The sequence below is a fragment of the Vibrio sp. 070316B genome (assembly GCF_013114115.1).
Taxonomy (GTDB): domain Bacteria; phylum Pseudomonadota; class Gammaproteobacteria; order Enterobacterales; family Vibrionaceae; genus Vibrio; species Vibrio chagasii_B.
Genome location: NZ_VTYC01000006.1, coordinates 138,044 through 154,412 on the forward strand (window position 1 = coordinate 138,044; position 16,369 = coordinate 154,412).

Annotated in this window: 11 protein-coding genes; 7 read left to right on the forward strand and 4 right to left on the reverse strand. The window is 45.7% G+C overall.

Annotation, left to right across the window (positions count from 1 at the left end):
• Window positions 1-78: 78 nt before the first annotated feature.
• Both F0251_RS07615 and F0251_RS07620 read left to right on the forward strand, forming a co-directional pair.
• Window positions 79-1,350 carry a YeaH/YhbH family protein gene (locus F0251_RS07615; protein WP_004737401.1) on the forward strand — a complete coding sequence of 424 codons (1,272 nt, stop codon included), beginning with the start codon at window positions 79-81 and terminating at the stop codon, window positions 1,348-1,350.
• An 11-nt stretch (window positions 1,351-1,361) separates the two neighbouring features.
• The gene (locus F0251_RS07620; RefSeq protein ID WP_061034190.1) at window positions 1,362-2,921 is read left to right on the forward strand and encodes a SpoVR family protein; all 1,560 of its coding nucleotides are present in this window, start codon (window positions 1,362-1,364) and stop codon (window positions 2,919-2,921) included.
• 175 nt (window positions 2,922-3,096) lie between these two features.
• Here the strand turns inward: F0251_RS07620 and sohB are convergent, their stop codons facing one another.
• Window positions 3,097-4,164 carry a protease SohB gene (gene sohB, locus F0251_RS07625; RefSeq protein ID WP_019820882.1) on the reverse strand — a complete coding sequence of 356 codons (1,068 nt, stop codon included), beginning with the start codon at window positions 4,162-4,164 and terminating at the stop codon, window positions 3,097-3,099.
• A gap of 137 nt (window positions 4,165-4,301) precedes the next feature.
• Here sohB and F0251_RS07630 point away from each other — a divergent pair, with 137 nt between their 5' ends.
• The 4 genes from F0251_RS07630 to F0251_RS07645 all read left to right on the forward strand — a co-directional run bounded on the left by F0251_RS07630 (window position 4,302) and on the right by F0251_RS07645 (window position 10,589).
• Window positions 4,302-5,042 carry a YciK family oxidoreductase gene (locus F0251_RS07630; RefSeq protein WP_017629695.1) on the forward strand — a complete coding sequence of 247 codons (741 nt, stop codon included), beginning with the start codon at window positions 4,302-4,304 and terminating at the stop codon, window positions 5,040-5,042.
• Between the two features lie 154 nt (window positions 5,043-5,196).
• The gene (imuA, locus tag F0251_RS07635) at window positions 5,197-5,904 is read left to right on the forward strand and encodes a translesion DNA synthesis-associated protein ImuA (RefSeq protein ID WP_171730709.1); all 708 of its coding nucleotides are present in this window, start codon (window positions 5,197-5,199) and stop codon (window positions 5,902-5,904) included.
• Window positions 5,905-5,907: 3 nt separating this feature from the next.
• Window positions 5,908-7,380, forward strand: a complete 1,473-nt coding sequence (locus F0251_RS07640; RefSeq protein WP_171730710.1) for a DNA polymerase Y family protein — start codon at window positions 5,908-5,910, stop codon at window positions 7,378-7,380.
• A 116-nt stretch (window positions 7,381-7,496) separates the two neighbouring features.
• Window positions 7,497-10,589, forward strand: coding sequence for an error-prone DNA polymerase (locus F0251_RS07645; protein WP_171730711.1), 3,093 nt, complete (start codon window positions 7,497-7,499; stop codon window positions 10,587-10,589).
• 315 nt (window positions 10,590-10,904) lie between these two features.
• Here F0251_RS07645 and F0251_RS07650 read toward each other — a convergent pair whose 3' ends face one another.
• Together F0251_RS07650 and F0251_RS07655 are read right to left on the reverse strand one after the other, a co-directional pair.
• Complete coding sequence (locus F0251_RS07650) at window positions 10,905-11,846, reverse strand: chemotaxis protein CheV (protein ID WP_061033766.1); 942 nt, start codon at window positions 11,844-11,846, stop codon at window positions 10,905-10,907.
• A 166-nt stretch (window positions 11,847-12,012) separates the two neighbouring features.
• Window positions 12,013-13,230 carry an ROK family protein gene (locus tag F0251_RS07655; RefSeq protein WP_061033767.1) on the reverse strand — a complete coding sequence of 406 codons (1,218 nt, stop codon included), beginning with the start codon at window positions 13,228-13,230 and terminating at the stop codon, window positions 12,013-12,015.
• Between the two features lie 319 nt (window positions 13,231-13,549).
• On the opposite strand from F0251_RS07655, the gene pyk reads away from it, so the two are divergent.
• Window positions 13,550-14,995 carry a pyruvate kinase gene (pyk, locus tag F0251_RS07660; RefSeq protein WP_116871823.1) on the forward strand — a complete coding sequence of 482 codons (1,446 nt, stop codon included), beginning with the start codon at window positions 13,550-13,552 and terminating at the stop codon, window positions 14,993-14,995.
• A 151-nt stretch (window positions 14,996-15,146) separates the two neighbouring features.
• Here pyk and F0251_RS07665 read toward each other — a convergent pair whose 3' ends face one another.
• Window positions 15,147-16,361: a patatin family protein gene (locus F0251_RS07665; protein ID WP_061033769.1), complete on the reverse strand. Its 1,215-nt coding sequence runs from the start codon at window positions 16,359-16,361 to the stop codon at window positions 15,147-15,149.
• Window positions 16,362-16,369: the final 8 nt, after the last annotated feature.

Consider the following 16,369-nt stretch of genomic DNA (forward strand, 5'->3'; position numbering starts at 1 on the left):
GTGGGCAGCTCGTACCAACCAATAACTCTTATACCCGTGTAAAAGTAGGATCGCGACATCAGCTGAGAGGGAGTTCTTATGGCACAATTTATCGATCGGAGGCTCAATGGCAAGAATAAGAGTGCTGTAAACAGACAGCGCTTCTTACGACGCCATAAAGAGCAAATCAAAGAATCTGTGGCCGATGCAGTCAACCGACGCTCAATCACCAACACTGAAACTGGTGAGGACGTCACTATTCCTCATAAAGACATCAAAGAACCAAGCTTTCACCAAGGTCAAGGTGGCGTAAGAGAACGCGTGCACCCTGGTAATGATCAATTCATCACCGGCGATAAAATCGAGCGCCCGAAAGGTGGTGGTCAAGGTGGTGGCTCAGGCCAAGGGGATGCTAGCCCAGATGGCGAAGGCCAAGATGAGTTTACTTTCCAAATATCAAAAGACGAGTACCTGGACATTCTGTTTGAAGATCTCGCCCTGCCTAACCTAGAGAAAAATCAGGTCAACAAGATCACCGAATGGAAAACGCACCGCTCTGGTTACCAAAGCGCGGGGATTCCATCCAACATCGCGATTGTTCGCTCACTGCAACAGTCACTTGCTCGCCGAACCGCAATGACGGCAGGTAGAAAGCGCGATTTAAAAACCCTAATGGACCAGCTCGATCAAGTTCAAATGACCGAGCCCGCTCAACCGTTTGAAGAAGCTCGAATCAAGGAAGAGATTGCCGAGCTACGTAAGAAAATCGATAGCGTGCCGTTCATCGATACCTTCGATTTACGTTACAAAAACTACGAGAAACGCCCTATTCCATCTAGCCAAGCGGTGATGTTCTGCTTGATGGATGTGTCTGGCTCGATGGACCAAGCCACTAAAGACATCGCAAAACGTTTCTATGTGCTGCTGTATCTATTCCTTAATCGCACCTACGAAAATGTCGATGTGGTGTTTATTCGTCACCATACTCAAGCCAAAGAAGTCGACGAGCACGAGTTTTTCTACTCGCAAGAGACCGGTGGCACCATTGTATCGAGCGCCTTAAAACTGATGAAAGAAATTGTTGCTGATCGTTACCCGGCTAATGAGTGGAATATCTACGCGGCACAAGCGTCTGATGGTGATAACTGGGCAGATGACTCGCCTCGCTGTAAAGAGTTACTGGTGAATACGCTTCTGCCGACTTGCCAATACTACTCGTACATCGAGATCACGCGTCGCTCACACCAAACGCTCTGGCACGAGTATGAGAAGTTAGAAGCGAGCTTCGACAACTTCGCCATGAAAAATATCAAAACAGTGGATGATATCTTCCCTGTGTTTAGAGAACTGTTCCAGAAAGAGACAGCGTAAGGGGGCTTGCCATGACAGCGAAATCAAACGTTGCAGAGAAAAAAGCTGCACCAAAGAACAACGACAAGATGCTGCCTGATGGTCCAGATTGGACGTTCAACCTCTTAGAGCGATACCACGTGGAAATTAAGCGTGTGGCGCAGCATTACCGACTAGACACTTACCCTAACCAAATCGAAGTGATCACTTCTGAACAGATGATGGATGCGTACTCGAGTATCGGTATGCCTATTAATTACAACCACTGGTCATTTGGTAAGAAGTTTATTCAAACAGAACAAAACTACAAGCATGGTCAAATGGGGCTCGCGTATGAAATCGTGATCAACTCAGATCCTTGTATCGCCTACTTAATGGAAGAGAATACCGTGACGATGCAAGCGCTAGTAATGGCACACGCTTGTTACGGCCATAACTCTTTCTTTAAGGGGAATTACCTGTTCCAAACATGGACAGATGCAAGTTCAATCATCGACTACTTGCTGTTTGCTAAGAAGTACATCAATGATTGTGAGGAGAAATACGGCGTTTCAGAAGTCGAACAACTGCTCGATTCTTGCCATGCGCTAATGAATTACGGCGTTGACAGATATAAGCGCCCAGAGAAGATCTCCATCGCAGAAGAAACCGCTCGCCAAGAAGAACGTGAGGCTTATCTGCAATCTCAAGTCAACGAACTGTGGCGCACAGTGCCACAAAACCGCGACAAAGAGGAAGAGCAGAAGGTACGTTTCCCAAGTGAGCCACAAGAGAACATTCTTTACTTCATTGAAAAGAATGCGCCTTTACTGGAGCCTTGGCAGCGTGAATGTGTACGTATTGTTCGTAAGGTCAGCCAATACTTCTACCCTCAGAAACAGACTCAGGTAATGAATGAGGGCTGGGCAACCTTCTGGCACTACACCATTCTTAACCATCTATACGATGAAGGCCTAGTAAGTGATAAGTTCATCTTAGAGTTCCTACACAGCCATACTAGCGTAGTCGCTCAACCAGCCTATAACAGCCCTTATTTCAGCGGTATCAACCCATACGCGCTTGGCTTTGCGATGTTTAGAGACATCCGTCGTATCTGTGAAGAGCCAACCGATGAAGACAGAGAGTGGTTCCCGGAATTGGCTGGAACGGATTGGCTGGAGGCGGTGCACTTTGCGATGCACAACTTCAAAGATGAAAGCTTCATCAGCCAATACCTTTCTCCGAAGATCATTCGAGACTTTAAGCTGTTCGCAGTGCTCGATGACGACCGAAAAAACACCATTGAAGTGAGTGCGATTCATGATGACCCGGGCTACCGCCTGATCCGTGAAAAGCTCGCCGCGCAATACAACCTCAGCAACCTTGAGCCCAACATTCAAGTGTTCAATGTAGATGTACGCGGCGATCGTTCAATGACACTCCAATATGTCCCTCATGACCGCATCCCTCTTGATAAAGGCTACGACGAAGTGATGAAGCACTTATATCGCTTATGGGGCTTCGACGTGATTTTAGAAGAGGTCAAAGACACAGGTCATAGAGAGATTCTGACGACTTGCCCGAAACGTAATGATTACGGAGCAAAAATCTAATACTCATCGCCGTTAATCGGTAATGGGTATAAGACTCCGCTCCCCCTACAACATAGTGGTCACCCGCTCGGAAGTGGAGCAACAAAAAAGCGCATAAGTCGTCGACTTATGCGCTTTCCTTTTAAGCTTCTTTTGGCTCTTGCTTCTTGAGCTCTAGCGTCTTAAACGAACACTATTAAACGATCGGCTTTTGACCGCGTTCAATCAGCTTCATCAGCACGCTGTCTGCAGATTTACCTGCCACACCTGCGAGCTTGTCCGATAGCTTTTTCTTCTGTACATAGTGAATCGCTAGCACTGTCTTGTCTTTGCATGCTTCAACGACTAGGTCATCAGAAGTGCGGATCTCATCCACTAGCCCAAGTTCATGAGCTTGCGTACCAAACCAGTGTTCGCCCGTCGCTACTTTATCAAGATCAAGTGCAGGGCGGTGGTCGCGAATGAAGTCTTTGAATAGACCATGTGTCTCTTCTAGCTCTTCTTTAAACTTCTCACGTGCTTTATCGCTGTTCTCACCAAACATAGTCAGTGTGCGTTTGTACTCACCTGCTGTTAGCTGCTCGAACTCAATATCATGTTTCTTAAGCAGTTTGTTAAAGTTTGGCAGTTGAGCAATCACACCAATAGAGCCAACGATAGCGAAAGGCGCTGACACAATTTTGTCTGCAATACATGCCATCATGTAGCCGCCGCTTGCCGCCACTTTGTCTACCGAGATAGTCAGAGGCAGACCTGCTGCTTTGATACGATCAAGTTGAGAAGACGCCAAACCGTAGCCGTGAACCATGCCACCGCCAGATTCAAGCTTAAGTAATACTTCATCGCCTTCACGAGCAACAGCCAAAACCGCCGTTACCTCTTCACGTAATGAAGCCACTTCTTTCGCATCAATGCTGCCGTTAAAATCAAGAACAAATAGATGTGGTTCACGCTTGCTATCAAGCTCGCCCTCTTTCGCTGCTTTTTTCACTTCTTTACCGCGTGATTTTACTTTCTCTTTTTCCGCTTTCTTTTCTGCTTTATCACGGGCTTTGATGAAAGCATCATCGTGTAGATGGTGCTCTAATTGTTCGATTGTCTGTTTATGGTGTTCAGATAGGTTCGTGATTTCCAGCTCACCTTTAATCGCGCTTGATTTTCCACCCACAGATTTAGCAATGACTAAAATTGCGATGATGGCGATTACAACGGTCGCAATCTTGGCTAAAAACAAGCCGTAGTCCAACAAAAATTCCAATGTCATATCCCCTAATGTATGAATTAGTGTATTGTAACCATCTTGTCACGATTACCAAGAATTTCTCATCATTCCTGCGGTTATCTGTGTGATTAAACATCAATGGAATGGCGAACATAATAAAAGAAAGAAGGATAAGCACAGTGGATTACCCAATCTCTACAGATGCCCTCAAAGATAAAGTAATTTTGGTTACTGGTGCTGGTGCCGGTATTGGACGCCAAGCAGCACTAAGCTTCGCTCAACATGGCGCGACAGTTATTCTGCTAGGCCGCAATGTTAAAAACCTTGAATTTATTTACGATGAAATCGAAAGTGCTGGTTACCCACAGCCTGCGATCATCCCACTGGATCTAAAAGGCGCGACAAAGCAGAACTACATTGATATGGCTGAAACCATTGAGTCACAGTTCGGTCGTTTAGACGGTCTACTTCATAACGCTGGCGTTCTCGGAACTCTGAGCCCGTTTGAGCAGATTGATGAAGAGACTTTTGATGATGTTATGCAGATCAATGTGAAGTCTGAGTTCTTGATGACTCAAGCACTTCTGCCTGCTCTTAAGAAAGCGGAAGCAGGTCGTATCGTATTTACGTCTTCTACCGTTGGCCATTCTGGCCGCGCATTCTGGGGCACTTACGCGATCTCTAAGTTTGCTACCGAAGGTATGATGCAAATCTTAGCGGATGAGCTTGAAGACACCAACATCCGTGTTAATGCGATCAACCCGGGCGGCACTCAAACTCGAATGCGCGCAAAAGCATACCCAGGTGAAGATGCAAACAAGCTAAAAACGCCACTGGATATCATCCCACTGTACTTACACTTAATGAACCCAAGTGTGACAGATATTAATGGCCAATGTATCGATGCTCAACCTAAGTAGTTGATATTATAATCAATCGTAAAAAGTCGCTTTAATAGTGGCTTTTTTTGTATCTAAATCAAGTATCTAACACTTACTTCTACTAATTTTCGTCATTTTGCTTTGCATCTTTTTCACGATTAAATATACTGTATAAATATACAGTTATTTAATTATGCATGAACTCATAAAAAACTTACAAGACCGCCAGCTAATCTGGAAAGGGCTACAATCAACAACGCTAGGAAGTACCACTTCAACAGGCTATCCGCAATTGGATAAACAGCTTGATGGTGGCTTTCCGACGCACGGCGTTATTGAAGTTGAATCACAACAAGGGATCGGCGAACTTCGCCTGCTTACACCCTATTTAGCCCAGCAAAACTCACAGAAACTGGCCATATTCATTAACCCGCCAGGGAAGATCTGTGCCGAGTTTTTTAGTAGCCAAGGAGTCGAACTTGATAACATCTTGGTGATCGAGCCTCAACGCGATCTCGATGCATTATGGGCTGCTGAGCAATGCCTCAAGAGTGGTGCTTGCCATTCTGTATTGTTATGGGGAGCCGATCTCGAAATCCACCAAACCAAACGCTTACAAACAGCAAGTGAAACCGGTAAATGCCTGCAGTTTCATTTTAAAGCCACCAGCCATAATCAATTATCCCTACCCGTTTCTTTAAGCATGAAGCTCTCTTCTCATGCTCAGGGGTTAAAGGTTGAGGTAACAAAAAGAAAAGGCAGCTGGTCGTATGGCAGCTTTATCCTCGACATGACTCACCATTGGCCGTTACTGACAGAGAAAGTCATCAGCATCGACAGTTCACACCGTGCCTTGTCTGCTAATACTGTGCTGGCTTTTCCTATTGCGAAACAAGGCTAGCGTATGCTGTGGCTGTATCTGCACTTTCCATCTCTGCAATTGGATACCTTGTTTAACTCAAGTGAATCGAGCTCAAAGGAAGAATCACACGAGCAACCTATTATCATCGTGGATGAAAAAGATCATCGTGTACTGCAAGCTAATCAAGTCGCGCTGGAATCAGGCATCACACTGGGTATGGGGCTAGGGTCAGCGGCGGCGCTTTGCCATCACTTACACGTTCACCCATACAGCATTGAGCTTGAGAAAAACAAACTGAAAGAGATAGCTCAATGGGCGTACCTGGTGACTTCCGACATGACTCTGTTGCCACCCAATGGCTTGTTGATTAAAGCTTCTAACATGCTATCGCTTTACGATGGGCTGGATAACTACTGGCATGAACTCAAAAGCCATATTGAAGCTCTCAACATTAAGTTCAGTTTTGCCACGGGCTACTCACCGCTCTCTGCGATCCTTCTGGGCAAACAAGCGATCAATCAAGTAACGAACAATGTTCAACAGATGAAGGCTTGGGTTAACCAACAAGCATTGAGTTCTAGTGAGCTACCACCTAAGCAAGTTGAGCGATTAAATCGTGTCGGTATTAATATCGTTGAAGAGCTATTGAAGCTGCCTTTGCAAGAAGTCGCACGTCGCTTTGATATCGACTTGGTCAATTATGTTGGTCGCCTCAACGGGCAGTTCAAGCACCCTATTGATTTCTATCATCCACCAGAAAGCTTCCAGCAATATCTGGAGCTGTTGTTTGATATAGAGAACATTTTATTTATCGAAAAGCCACTGCTGAAGTTGTTGAATCAACTGGAGTGCTTTTTGAAGCTACGTGACAGAGTCGCGTTTGAGCTAACACTGACTCTGCACCTTAGGGATAAAGACGACCACCATGTCTCTTTCTATTCAGCACAGGGCGACTACCTTGCTGAAAAGTGGGCTAACCTTACCCATCTCACCTTAGAGTCACTCAAGCTCACAGCCCCCGTTCAAGGGCTCACTCTCTCGTTAGCTCGTCATGGTGAACCACAAACGGCCTACCATGATCTTTTTGATGGCAATACCGGAACGCTTGCTGCGCTAGATCTACTGTCACTGTTACAGGCAAAGCTCGGACAGGCATGTATTCAAACACCGAAAATACAGCAGGATCCTAGGCCAGAAAAAGCCAATCGCTATTCGCTTCCAACCCTGAATAAAAACGTAGCAAAGAAACAAGCCACCGTTGAGGTTGTGGGACAAACAGAGCCAACTATCAATATAAGCCAACAGCGACTCAGGCCCAGTATTTTGCTGCAGGAGCCCGAAGCCTTAACCGAGAACGTCACCTTATCTCAGGGCCCTGAACGTATTGTTTCTGGATGGTGGGATGGCGAGAAAATCATTCGTGACTACTTTATTGCTCACAGTGAAAACGGTAGATGGTTATGGGTCTTTAGAACACCCGATAAGCAGTGGTTCTTACACGGCTTATTCAGCTAATCAACACTTACTCAGCTAACCAATAAAGAGTTGAATCGCCAACCTGCACCATTGACTCAATTTAAAAGCCCCTTTTTCAATCATGTTTACTCGCAATGATTAAGTGAGATTACGTTATGTCTCAGCAATACTCAGAGCTTTTCTGCCAAAGTAATTACTCCTTTCTTGAGGGAGCTTCACACGCGGAAGAGCTAGTGTTACAGGCCGATTTTTTACGTTACAAAGCACTCGCGATCACTGATGAGTGCTCGGTCGCGGGTATCGTTAAGGTTCACTCTGCAATCAAGCAACATGAACTGTCGCTCAAACAGATTGTCGGAAGCATGTTTTGGCTAAATGAAGAGTGCCAAATGGTTTTGCTGTGCCCAAATAGAAAGGCCTATGCCGAACTGTGCCGTATTATTACTAACGCGAGACGTCGTAGCAGCAAAGGACATTATCAGCTCTCTGAGTGGGATATCATGTCGGCTAAGCACTGCTTCATTCTATGGCTTCCTCAACAGAAAACTGAAGACGCCCATTGGGGACAGTGGCTTTCACAACATCACTCAGGTCGATTGTGGATTGGCTTGCAACGACACCTAAAACAGACCGATCAGCAGTACATCGATTACTGTGTGGAGCTGTCACATCATCATCACCTACCAATGACAGCTTGTGGCGGCGTGTTGATGCACAATGCTAATCGTCTGCCCTTGCAGCACTCACTCACTGCAATTAAATACCAAAAGCCCATTACCGAAGTGGGCACCCATCTATTGGCGAATGCCGAGCGCTGTTTACGAAGCATCAATAAGCTCTCTCATATCTTTAAAACTGAGTGGCTAGAAGAGAGCAATCGCATCGCTGAGCTGTGTGACTTTGATTTGGATAGCTTGCGATACGAGTACCCAAGTGAGCTGATCCCTCAAGGTGAAACTCCCATGAGTTATCTGCGCATGTTGGTCGAGAAAGGCAAACAGGCTCGCTTCCCACAAGGTGTCCCTAGTGACATTCAACAGGTCATCGATAAAGAGCTAGGGCTCATTGACGAGCTCGACTACCCTTTCTTCTTCCTGACGATCCACGACATCGTCATGTTTGCCAAAAGCCAAGGTATTCTTTATCAAGGTCGAGGTTCAGCGGCCAATTCAGTGGTTTGTTACTGCCTAGAGATCACCTCTGTCGACCCAAGGCAGATCTCAGTACTGTTCGAACGCTTCATCAGTAAAGAGCGTGATGAGCCGCCCGATATTGATGTCGACTTTGAGCATGAACGCCGCGAAGAAATCATCCAGTACATCTATCAAAAATACGGTAGAGAACGTGCTGCGCTTGCTGCTACGGTCATTTCTTATCGCTTCAAAAGTGCAGTAAGGGATGTAGGTAAAGTATTGGGGCTGCAAGAAACTCAGCTTGATTACTTCATTAAGAACACCAACCGAAGAGATAAAAGCCTAGGCTGGCAGGCTCAGCTCACGCTATTAGGGCTACAACCTGACTCTTTAAAAGGTCAGCAGTTTATCCATTTAGTTAATGAAATCATCGGCTTTCCACGCCACCTATCTCAACATGTGGGCGGCTTCGTGATCTCTTCAGGCCCCTTGTATGAATTGGTTCCAGTCGAGAACGCCGCAATGCACGATCGCACAATTATTCAATGGGATAAGGATGACCTTGAAACTCTGGGGCTGCTTAAAGTTGATGTACTTGCACTTGGTATGCTGTCTGCCATTCGAAAATGCTTCGACCTGATCAAGCGTATTCATGGTCGCTCGTTAACGATCGCAGAGATCACTCGCCTTAAAGATGATCCTCAAGTTTATGGCATGATTCAACGAGCAGACACCGTTGGCATATTCCAGATTGAGTCACGAGCTCAAATGAGCATGCTTCCAAGGCTCAAGCCAAGGACGTACTACGACTTGGTGATTCAAATCGCTATCGTACGCCCAGGTCCTATTCAAGGTGACATGGTGCACCCTTATCTCAAGCGCCGTGATGGTATTGAGCCAATCAGCTATCCCTCGAAAGAGGTTGAATCCGTTCTATCGCGCACTATGGGTGTGCCTATATTCCAAGAACAAGTGATAAAGCTCGCTATGGTCGCTGCAGGGTTTACAGGTGGTGAGGCGGATCAGCTCAGACGTGCGATGGCCGCTTGGAAGAAAAACGGCAACGTATTTAAATTTAAAAACAAGCTCATTGAAGGCATGCAAAAGCGAGGCTATGACATTGAGTTTGCCGAGCAAATCTTTAAACAGATATGTGGCTTTGGTGAGTACGGCTTCCCGGAGAGTCATTCCGCTTCGTTTGCAGTACTCGCGTATTGTTCAGCTTGGTTAAAATGCTATTACCCTGAGTGCTTCTACGCCTCCTTACTGAATAGCCAACCTATGGGGTTCTACAGCCCATCGCAATTGGTACAAGATGCTCAGCGACACAATGTGGCGATACTCCCAGTATGCGTGAATGCCTCTCAAGACAACCACACCGTTGTCTCTCAACAAAATGGTTTAGCCATACGTTTAGGGATGAGACAAATCAAAGGCTTGAGTGAACATGGTATCCAGAGTGTGTTAGCTAACCGGCCGAGCTCGGGTTATCGCCACCCTAGCCAGGTAAAACAGTTATCAATCAACAAGAAAGACATTGAGCTACTTGCCTCAGCAAATGCGCTTCACAACGTTTCAGGTGACCGCTTTCAAACTCGCTGGGCGATTATGGACTCGGCCTCTGATCTACCCTTGTTTAGTCAAATCGATGACAGCTTTGAAAAAGGTAATGACGAACAAGGATTGCAACAACCCAATGAGATGCAGGATTTACTTGAGGACTTCACCAGTGTTGGGATCTCTTTGAATAAGCACCCCATCACGTTACTGGAAGAGGCTAATCGACTAGGTCGATTCACTCATATGAAAGACTTAAAACAACAACGACACAAATCCATGGTCACCGTTGTTGGGCTTGTAACGGGTAAGCAATCCCCCGGAACCGCAGCAGGCGTCACCTTTGTCACACTGGAAGATAATACGGGCAATATTAATGTGGTGGTATGGGGAGCAACGGCGCGCGCTCAACAGCAAGCGTATCTCACAGCCAAGGCGTTAAAGGTGCAAGGCATCCTAGAAAAAGAAGGTGAAGTGGTACATGTAATTGCGGGGAAGCTTATCGACATTACCGATGAGATTGTTGGCTTAAAAACCAAGTCGCGAGACTTTCACTAACAACTCAAGCGACTGTTTTATTGAGGAGAATAGAGAAACGAAAAAGGGAAGCATCTGCCTCCCTTTATTTCAAATTGTTGAGTTATACCTCAACGTCAGCTTCCGTACGTCTTTTCTTAAATTCCCTATATAGTAATAAGCTTAAAGTCATAACAACTTTAGACGTTAACCATATCATTAAGAGGAACTACCTTAAATTGTGCGTGAAAAGTTACGTGAGTAGTTGAGCATATTTTGTGACGATTAATATGCTGCATCAATAATAGCAAACGTTTTCCATAAGGTCACTCAAAACAAACCACCTGTCGGTATAATTTACAAAATCTGTCGCATACGCTCCTGCGTTACCTCAACCAACAAGTCCGGTTGGAACTTAGAAATGAAGCGGTTACACCCTACTTTCTCGACCATTGCTTCATTAAAACTTCCACTTAATGAAGTATTTAGCGTAATAAACAAGTCATGCATTCTTGGGTCAGTTCGTACTTCGTGTGTCAGCTTATAACCGTCCATTTCAGGCATTTCGGCGTCGGTGATCATCAACAGAATTTCTTGATTGATGTCTTTCCCTTCGTCACACCAACCCTTGAGTAAGTTCAGAGCTTCTAAGCCATCGCAACACTCAATGATGTTTAATCCAAGTTGCGACAAAGTGCCTTTAATCTGGTTACGTGCCGTTGAAGAGTCATCAACGATAAGTACGTTTCGGCCAATCATCTCTTGAGCTAACTGCTCATCTAACACACCTTCAGAGATCGACACATCGTAATCGATGATCTCTGCTAGCACCTTTTCAACATCGATAATCTCAACGATTTTGTGTTGATCTTCTTCTTGAATATGCGTGATAGCGGTTAGGTAGTTTGCACGACCTGTTGTCTTTGGTGGCGGCTGGATTTCAGTCCATGTTGTATTGACGATATTACGCACCTGTCCAACCAAGAAACCTTGTACAGTTCGGTTGTACTCCGTAATGATCAAGTTACTTTCTTGAGACTCTGCACGTGACGGCGGAAAGCCAATCGCACTTCGCAGATCAATCACAGGTACTGATTCACCACGTAAAGAAGCCACCCCTGTAATATGATGGTGGGAGCCCGGTAAGCGAGTAAGTACCGGCACTTTTAGCACTTCTTTAACTTTAAATACGTTAATCGCAAATAATTGGCGACTATTTAAGCTGAATAACAAGAGTTCCAGACGGTTTTCACCAACCAGTTTCGTTCTCTGATCAACCGAATTTAAAACGCCAGACATACAACACCTTAGTGACAAATAATAACTGTGGCTACAATAGCCTACTTCAATGGGTTAAAGCAAAGCGCTAATGCACAGAATGCTTAAACTAAGTACAACAAATGTTGTTATACGAAGCTTAAGTACATGGAAAGGATCGGGGAAGGCTAAAAGAAGAGAAAAAGAGTTAGCCTTCAATAACTTTCATTAGCAACTGACCGTCGTAGAGAGCCTGCTTAATAAGTGCAGCACCTGGCATGGTTGCTTGCTTGTAGAATCGAGATTCCACCAGCTCTAAATCTTGATGGTAAACCGATAAGCTCTGCTCTTCGATACACTTTTGAATCGCCGGGTACAGAACGCTCTTAGCTTGGTTGATAACACCACCGACTAAGATTTTCTCTGGGTTAAACAGGTTAATCACAATGGCAATCGCTGAACCTAAGTAACGGCCTAACTGCTCAATCACTTCGACAGCCAGTGGGTCACCATCAGCCGCAGCAGCACAGATTTGTTCAATCGTGACATCTTCAAAAACGGTAAGCGTGGATTCTTCACCATTGGCTAGGCGCTCTTTCACTTGTTCACGAATCGCCTGTGAACTCGCGACCGTTTCTAAACAGCCTCGATTACCACAATGGCAAAGTTTGCCTTCCTTATCGATCTGGATATGACCCAATTCACCGATGTTACCGTGACGACCTTGCAGAACTCGGCCATCAAGAATAATCCCGGCACCTAAACCGTGGTGAATAGAGATTAAGACAGAGTTGTCATTATCTTGAGAATTACCAAACAACTTCTCAGCCAGCGCCCACGCGCGAGTATCATTGGCAATAAAAACCGGCAAGCCCGTTTCTTTGTAGATCTCAGGACCCAAAGCTAAGTTTTCGACATTGTAATGCGGCATTTGCAACACAATACCCTGCTCTGAATTCACAAGGCCTGGAAGCGTGACCGCGATACTGGTTACCCTGTCGAGCTGCTCAGCATAAGTTTGGAAGAATTCGTCGATTTCATGAAGAAGACGCGCAAGTACATCATCTTGGTCGCGTTCGTGAATGTCGATCTTCGTATCGATAAGCACATCGCCGCCCAGTTCATGAAGCGCGATAGTAAGATACCCGCGTCCAAGACGCATCGACAAGAATTGCCAACCTTCATTGTTGGTTTGCAAGCCAACAGCAGGACGTCCGCGAGTCGTGGCTTCTTGAACCGTCGTCTCGTGGATAAGGTGAGCTTCCATGAGTTCACGGGTTATTTTGGTAATACTCGCCGGAGCCAACTCACTTTGTTTGGACAGATCGATACGAGAAATAGGACCTTTAAGGTCAATTAGTTTATATACACGACCAGCATTGACCTGTTTGATATGATCAATATGGCCCGGTTGAGCCATGTACATTTTACGCTCCAGAAATCATCAACGAGATAATTTTTTTACTTTGCGAAGTAATTGTGAAGTCACTTGGTATATCGCCGTGACCAGTATCACGTATATACATGAATCTTTGTGTATCGAGTCAAATAGTTCGAGGAAAATTAACACCCACATCGATAATTTACGACTTAATTTTCAGAATAAAACATCGCGTTTGAGCCCTGAATTCAATAATTAAAGGCAAATCAAGAAATATCCTCCTAGCTCCCAATAAATTATCAATTAATGCATATACTTAATTCAGTCTTTTAAAAAGATTACTGGCCTCACTCTAGGAGTATTCATGACAGCTGAATTAAGAAAAACGAAAATCGTCACAACGCTAGGCCCTTCTACCGATAAAGGTAACGTGCTTGAAGAGATCATCAAAGCCGGTGCCAATATTGTTCGTATGAACTTCTCCCACGGCAGCAGCGACGACCATATACAACGTGCAGAAAAAGTCAGAGCAATCGCAAAAAAACTGGGGACACAAATCGCTATCCTCGGCGACCTTCAAGGTCCCAAGATTCGTGTGTCGACATTCAGAGATGGAAAAATTCAACTTGCTGTTGGTGATGAATTCACCCTCGACAGCAGCCTAGGTTTAGGCGAAGGCAATCAAGAAGCCGTTGGCCTCGACTACAAAGAGCTGCCGAATGATGTCTCAGCCGGCGACATTCTGTTACTTGATGATGGACGTGTGCAACTCAAAGTCACCAAGGTCGAAGGTTGCCGCGTTCATACCGAAGTCATCATTGGCGGTCCGCTATCCAACAACAAAGGCATCAACAAAAAAGGCGGTGGGCTTTCTGCAGAAGCGCTAACCGACAAAGACAAACGAGACATCGTCACCGCCGCCCAAATCCAAGTCGATTATCTCGCTGTCTCTTTCCCTCGTAACGGCGAAGACATGCACTACGCTCGCCAACTTGCGCGTGAAGCGGGTTTAGAAGCTCACCTGGTCGCCAAAGTAGAGCGAGCAGAGACAGTATCGACCGTTGAGAACATGGATGACATCATAATGGCTTCAGATGTGGTCATGGTGGCTCGTGGTGACCTCGGAGTAGAAATTGGGGACCCAGAGTTAGTCGGTGTACAAAAACAGCTTATACGCCGTGCTAGGGCCCTTAATCGCACTATCATTACTGCAACTCAGATGATGGAATCAATGATCTCCGCTCCAATGCCTACCCGTGCTGAAGTAATGGATGTCGCGAACGCTGTGCTTGATGGTACAGATGCGGTAATGCTGTCAGGTGAAACCGCTGCCGGGCAATACCCAGTAGAGACGGTAAAATCGATGGCTGAAGTGTGTGTGGGCGCCGAGAAGATGGCAAATGTCAATCAGTCCAACTACCGAATTGACCGCACTTTCGTGACAGCAGAAGAAACAGTATCAATGGCAACCATCTACTCTGCCAACCACATGGAAGGCATTAAAGGTGTGGTCACGCTGACTGAGTCTGGCCGCACCGCTTTGATGATGTCTCGCTTAAGTGCTGACATGCCTATCTACGCGCTGTCTCGTAACGAAGGAACGTTAAACCGCTGTACCTTGTATCGAGGCGTAACCCCAATCTACTTTGAGACAGAAGCCAAAGACAGCTTTGACATTGCATTATCGACACTTGCTTGCCTAAAAGAGAAAGGACACCTCAAGTTTGGTGATCTCGTGATCATTACCCAAGGCGATATCATGGACGTGGCTGGCTCAACTAACTGTATGAGAATCCTACCTGTCACTTAACTCTCAGCGCAGCGGATAAAGCCAATAAACAGCGACAACATGAGATAAAAGTAAAAGGGTTATCGAACCAAGTTCAATAACCCTTTTTCATTTCAGTACATGACGAGCTATATGTGCACACCACGAGGCTAGCTATAGCATTCCGCCCGCATTATTTATCAATAACAACACTTGCCAGTTGGGGCATATGCGAACTGCGAGCGTTTTCCGTTGTGGTATAAGTTTCAACGAATCGGTAGCCGGCCTCTAAACCCAATTCGTAATCATGGAGCAAATCTTCTTTGTCACTCATTAAAGAGCTCGATTTTAACGGTCTACTTGGCGCGATCTGCACCACAAAGGCATCGTCTGGAGGAGAATTCAAAAAGTCTTGAGTCAACGAGTAAGTTTGATAGTGCACCATCAACATGTCAGCCAACCCAGAATCAAACTTATCACCAATTAAATGGCTTAAACGGTAAATATCATCAGCGCCAAACAACCATCGACCACCATTAAGCAAATCTAAATGCCCACGGTCACGCTTCTGTTCTTTAGAGCGTAGGATCTGCTGCTGGAAGAAAGAGGTCCAGTCAGTTTTCCATTGCTCCACTTTTTGTTGCCAATGGCCTTGAACACTATCGAACGATTCTCGGAACCACTCCAGCTCCTCGGCAGTTACCGGTTTAGGTGCTTGAATTTTCTGTTGCTGCTGCGGAGCTTGAACTAGCGGTCTCCCCTCTTCATCCGTTACAGGTTCTGTACGAATCACAACAATGGAACGAGCCTGCCTACGCCACGCCTCTTGAACGGGAATAGAGGCAGACACGCCGCCATCCACATAAGCACTATCACCAATCAAGATCTCATCATTGTACAAACGAGGAATGGCACAAGTTGCTATCATCACCTTATACCAATCGTCTCCCAACAGAGGGAAGTAGTGATCTCGTAAATCTTTAGAACCCGTTACCGCCGCATAGAAGTGCCGCTCACCTAAGGTTTGTCGCCCTAAATCAAGGTCGAGCTTGTAGGGATAAGCCATGATTTGCTCTAAAGCCCACTCAAGCCCTAAATTCTTCCTGTGCCGTATGTAAGAGAACAGATTGAAGAACTCTGGAGAGGTGGTCAGGTCAAGGACAAAAGAGCGCCCTAAGCCTTTATCACGGCACAAATAGGCACATAAGTTGAGCGCACCTGCCGAGGTACCAAAAAACTCATCGAAGGGGTCAAAATTAGAGAGGAGAAAAGCGTCGAGTACGCCTGAGGTAAAAATACTTCTCTGTCCGCCACCTTGAGCGACCAGTGCTGTTTTACCAGCAATAAACTTAGCGTAATAATCTAAGTCTATTGCGGTATCAATATTGGTTACGAACCCACTATTCATTATTTCCT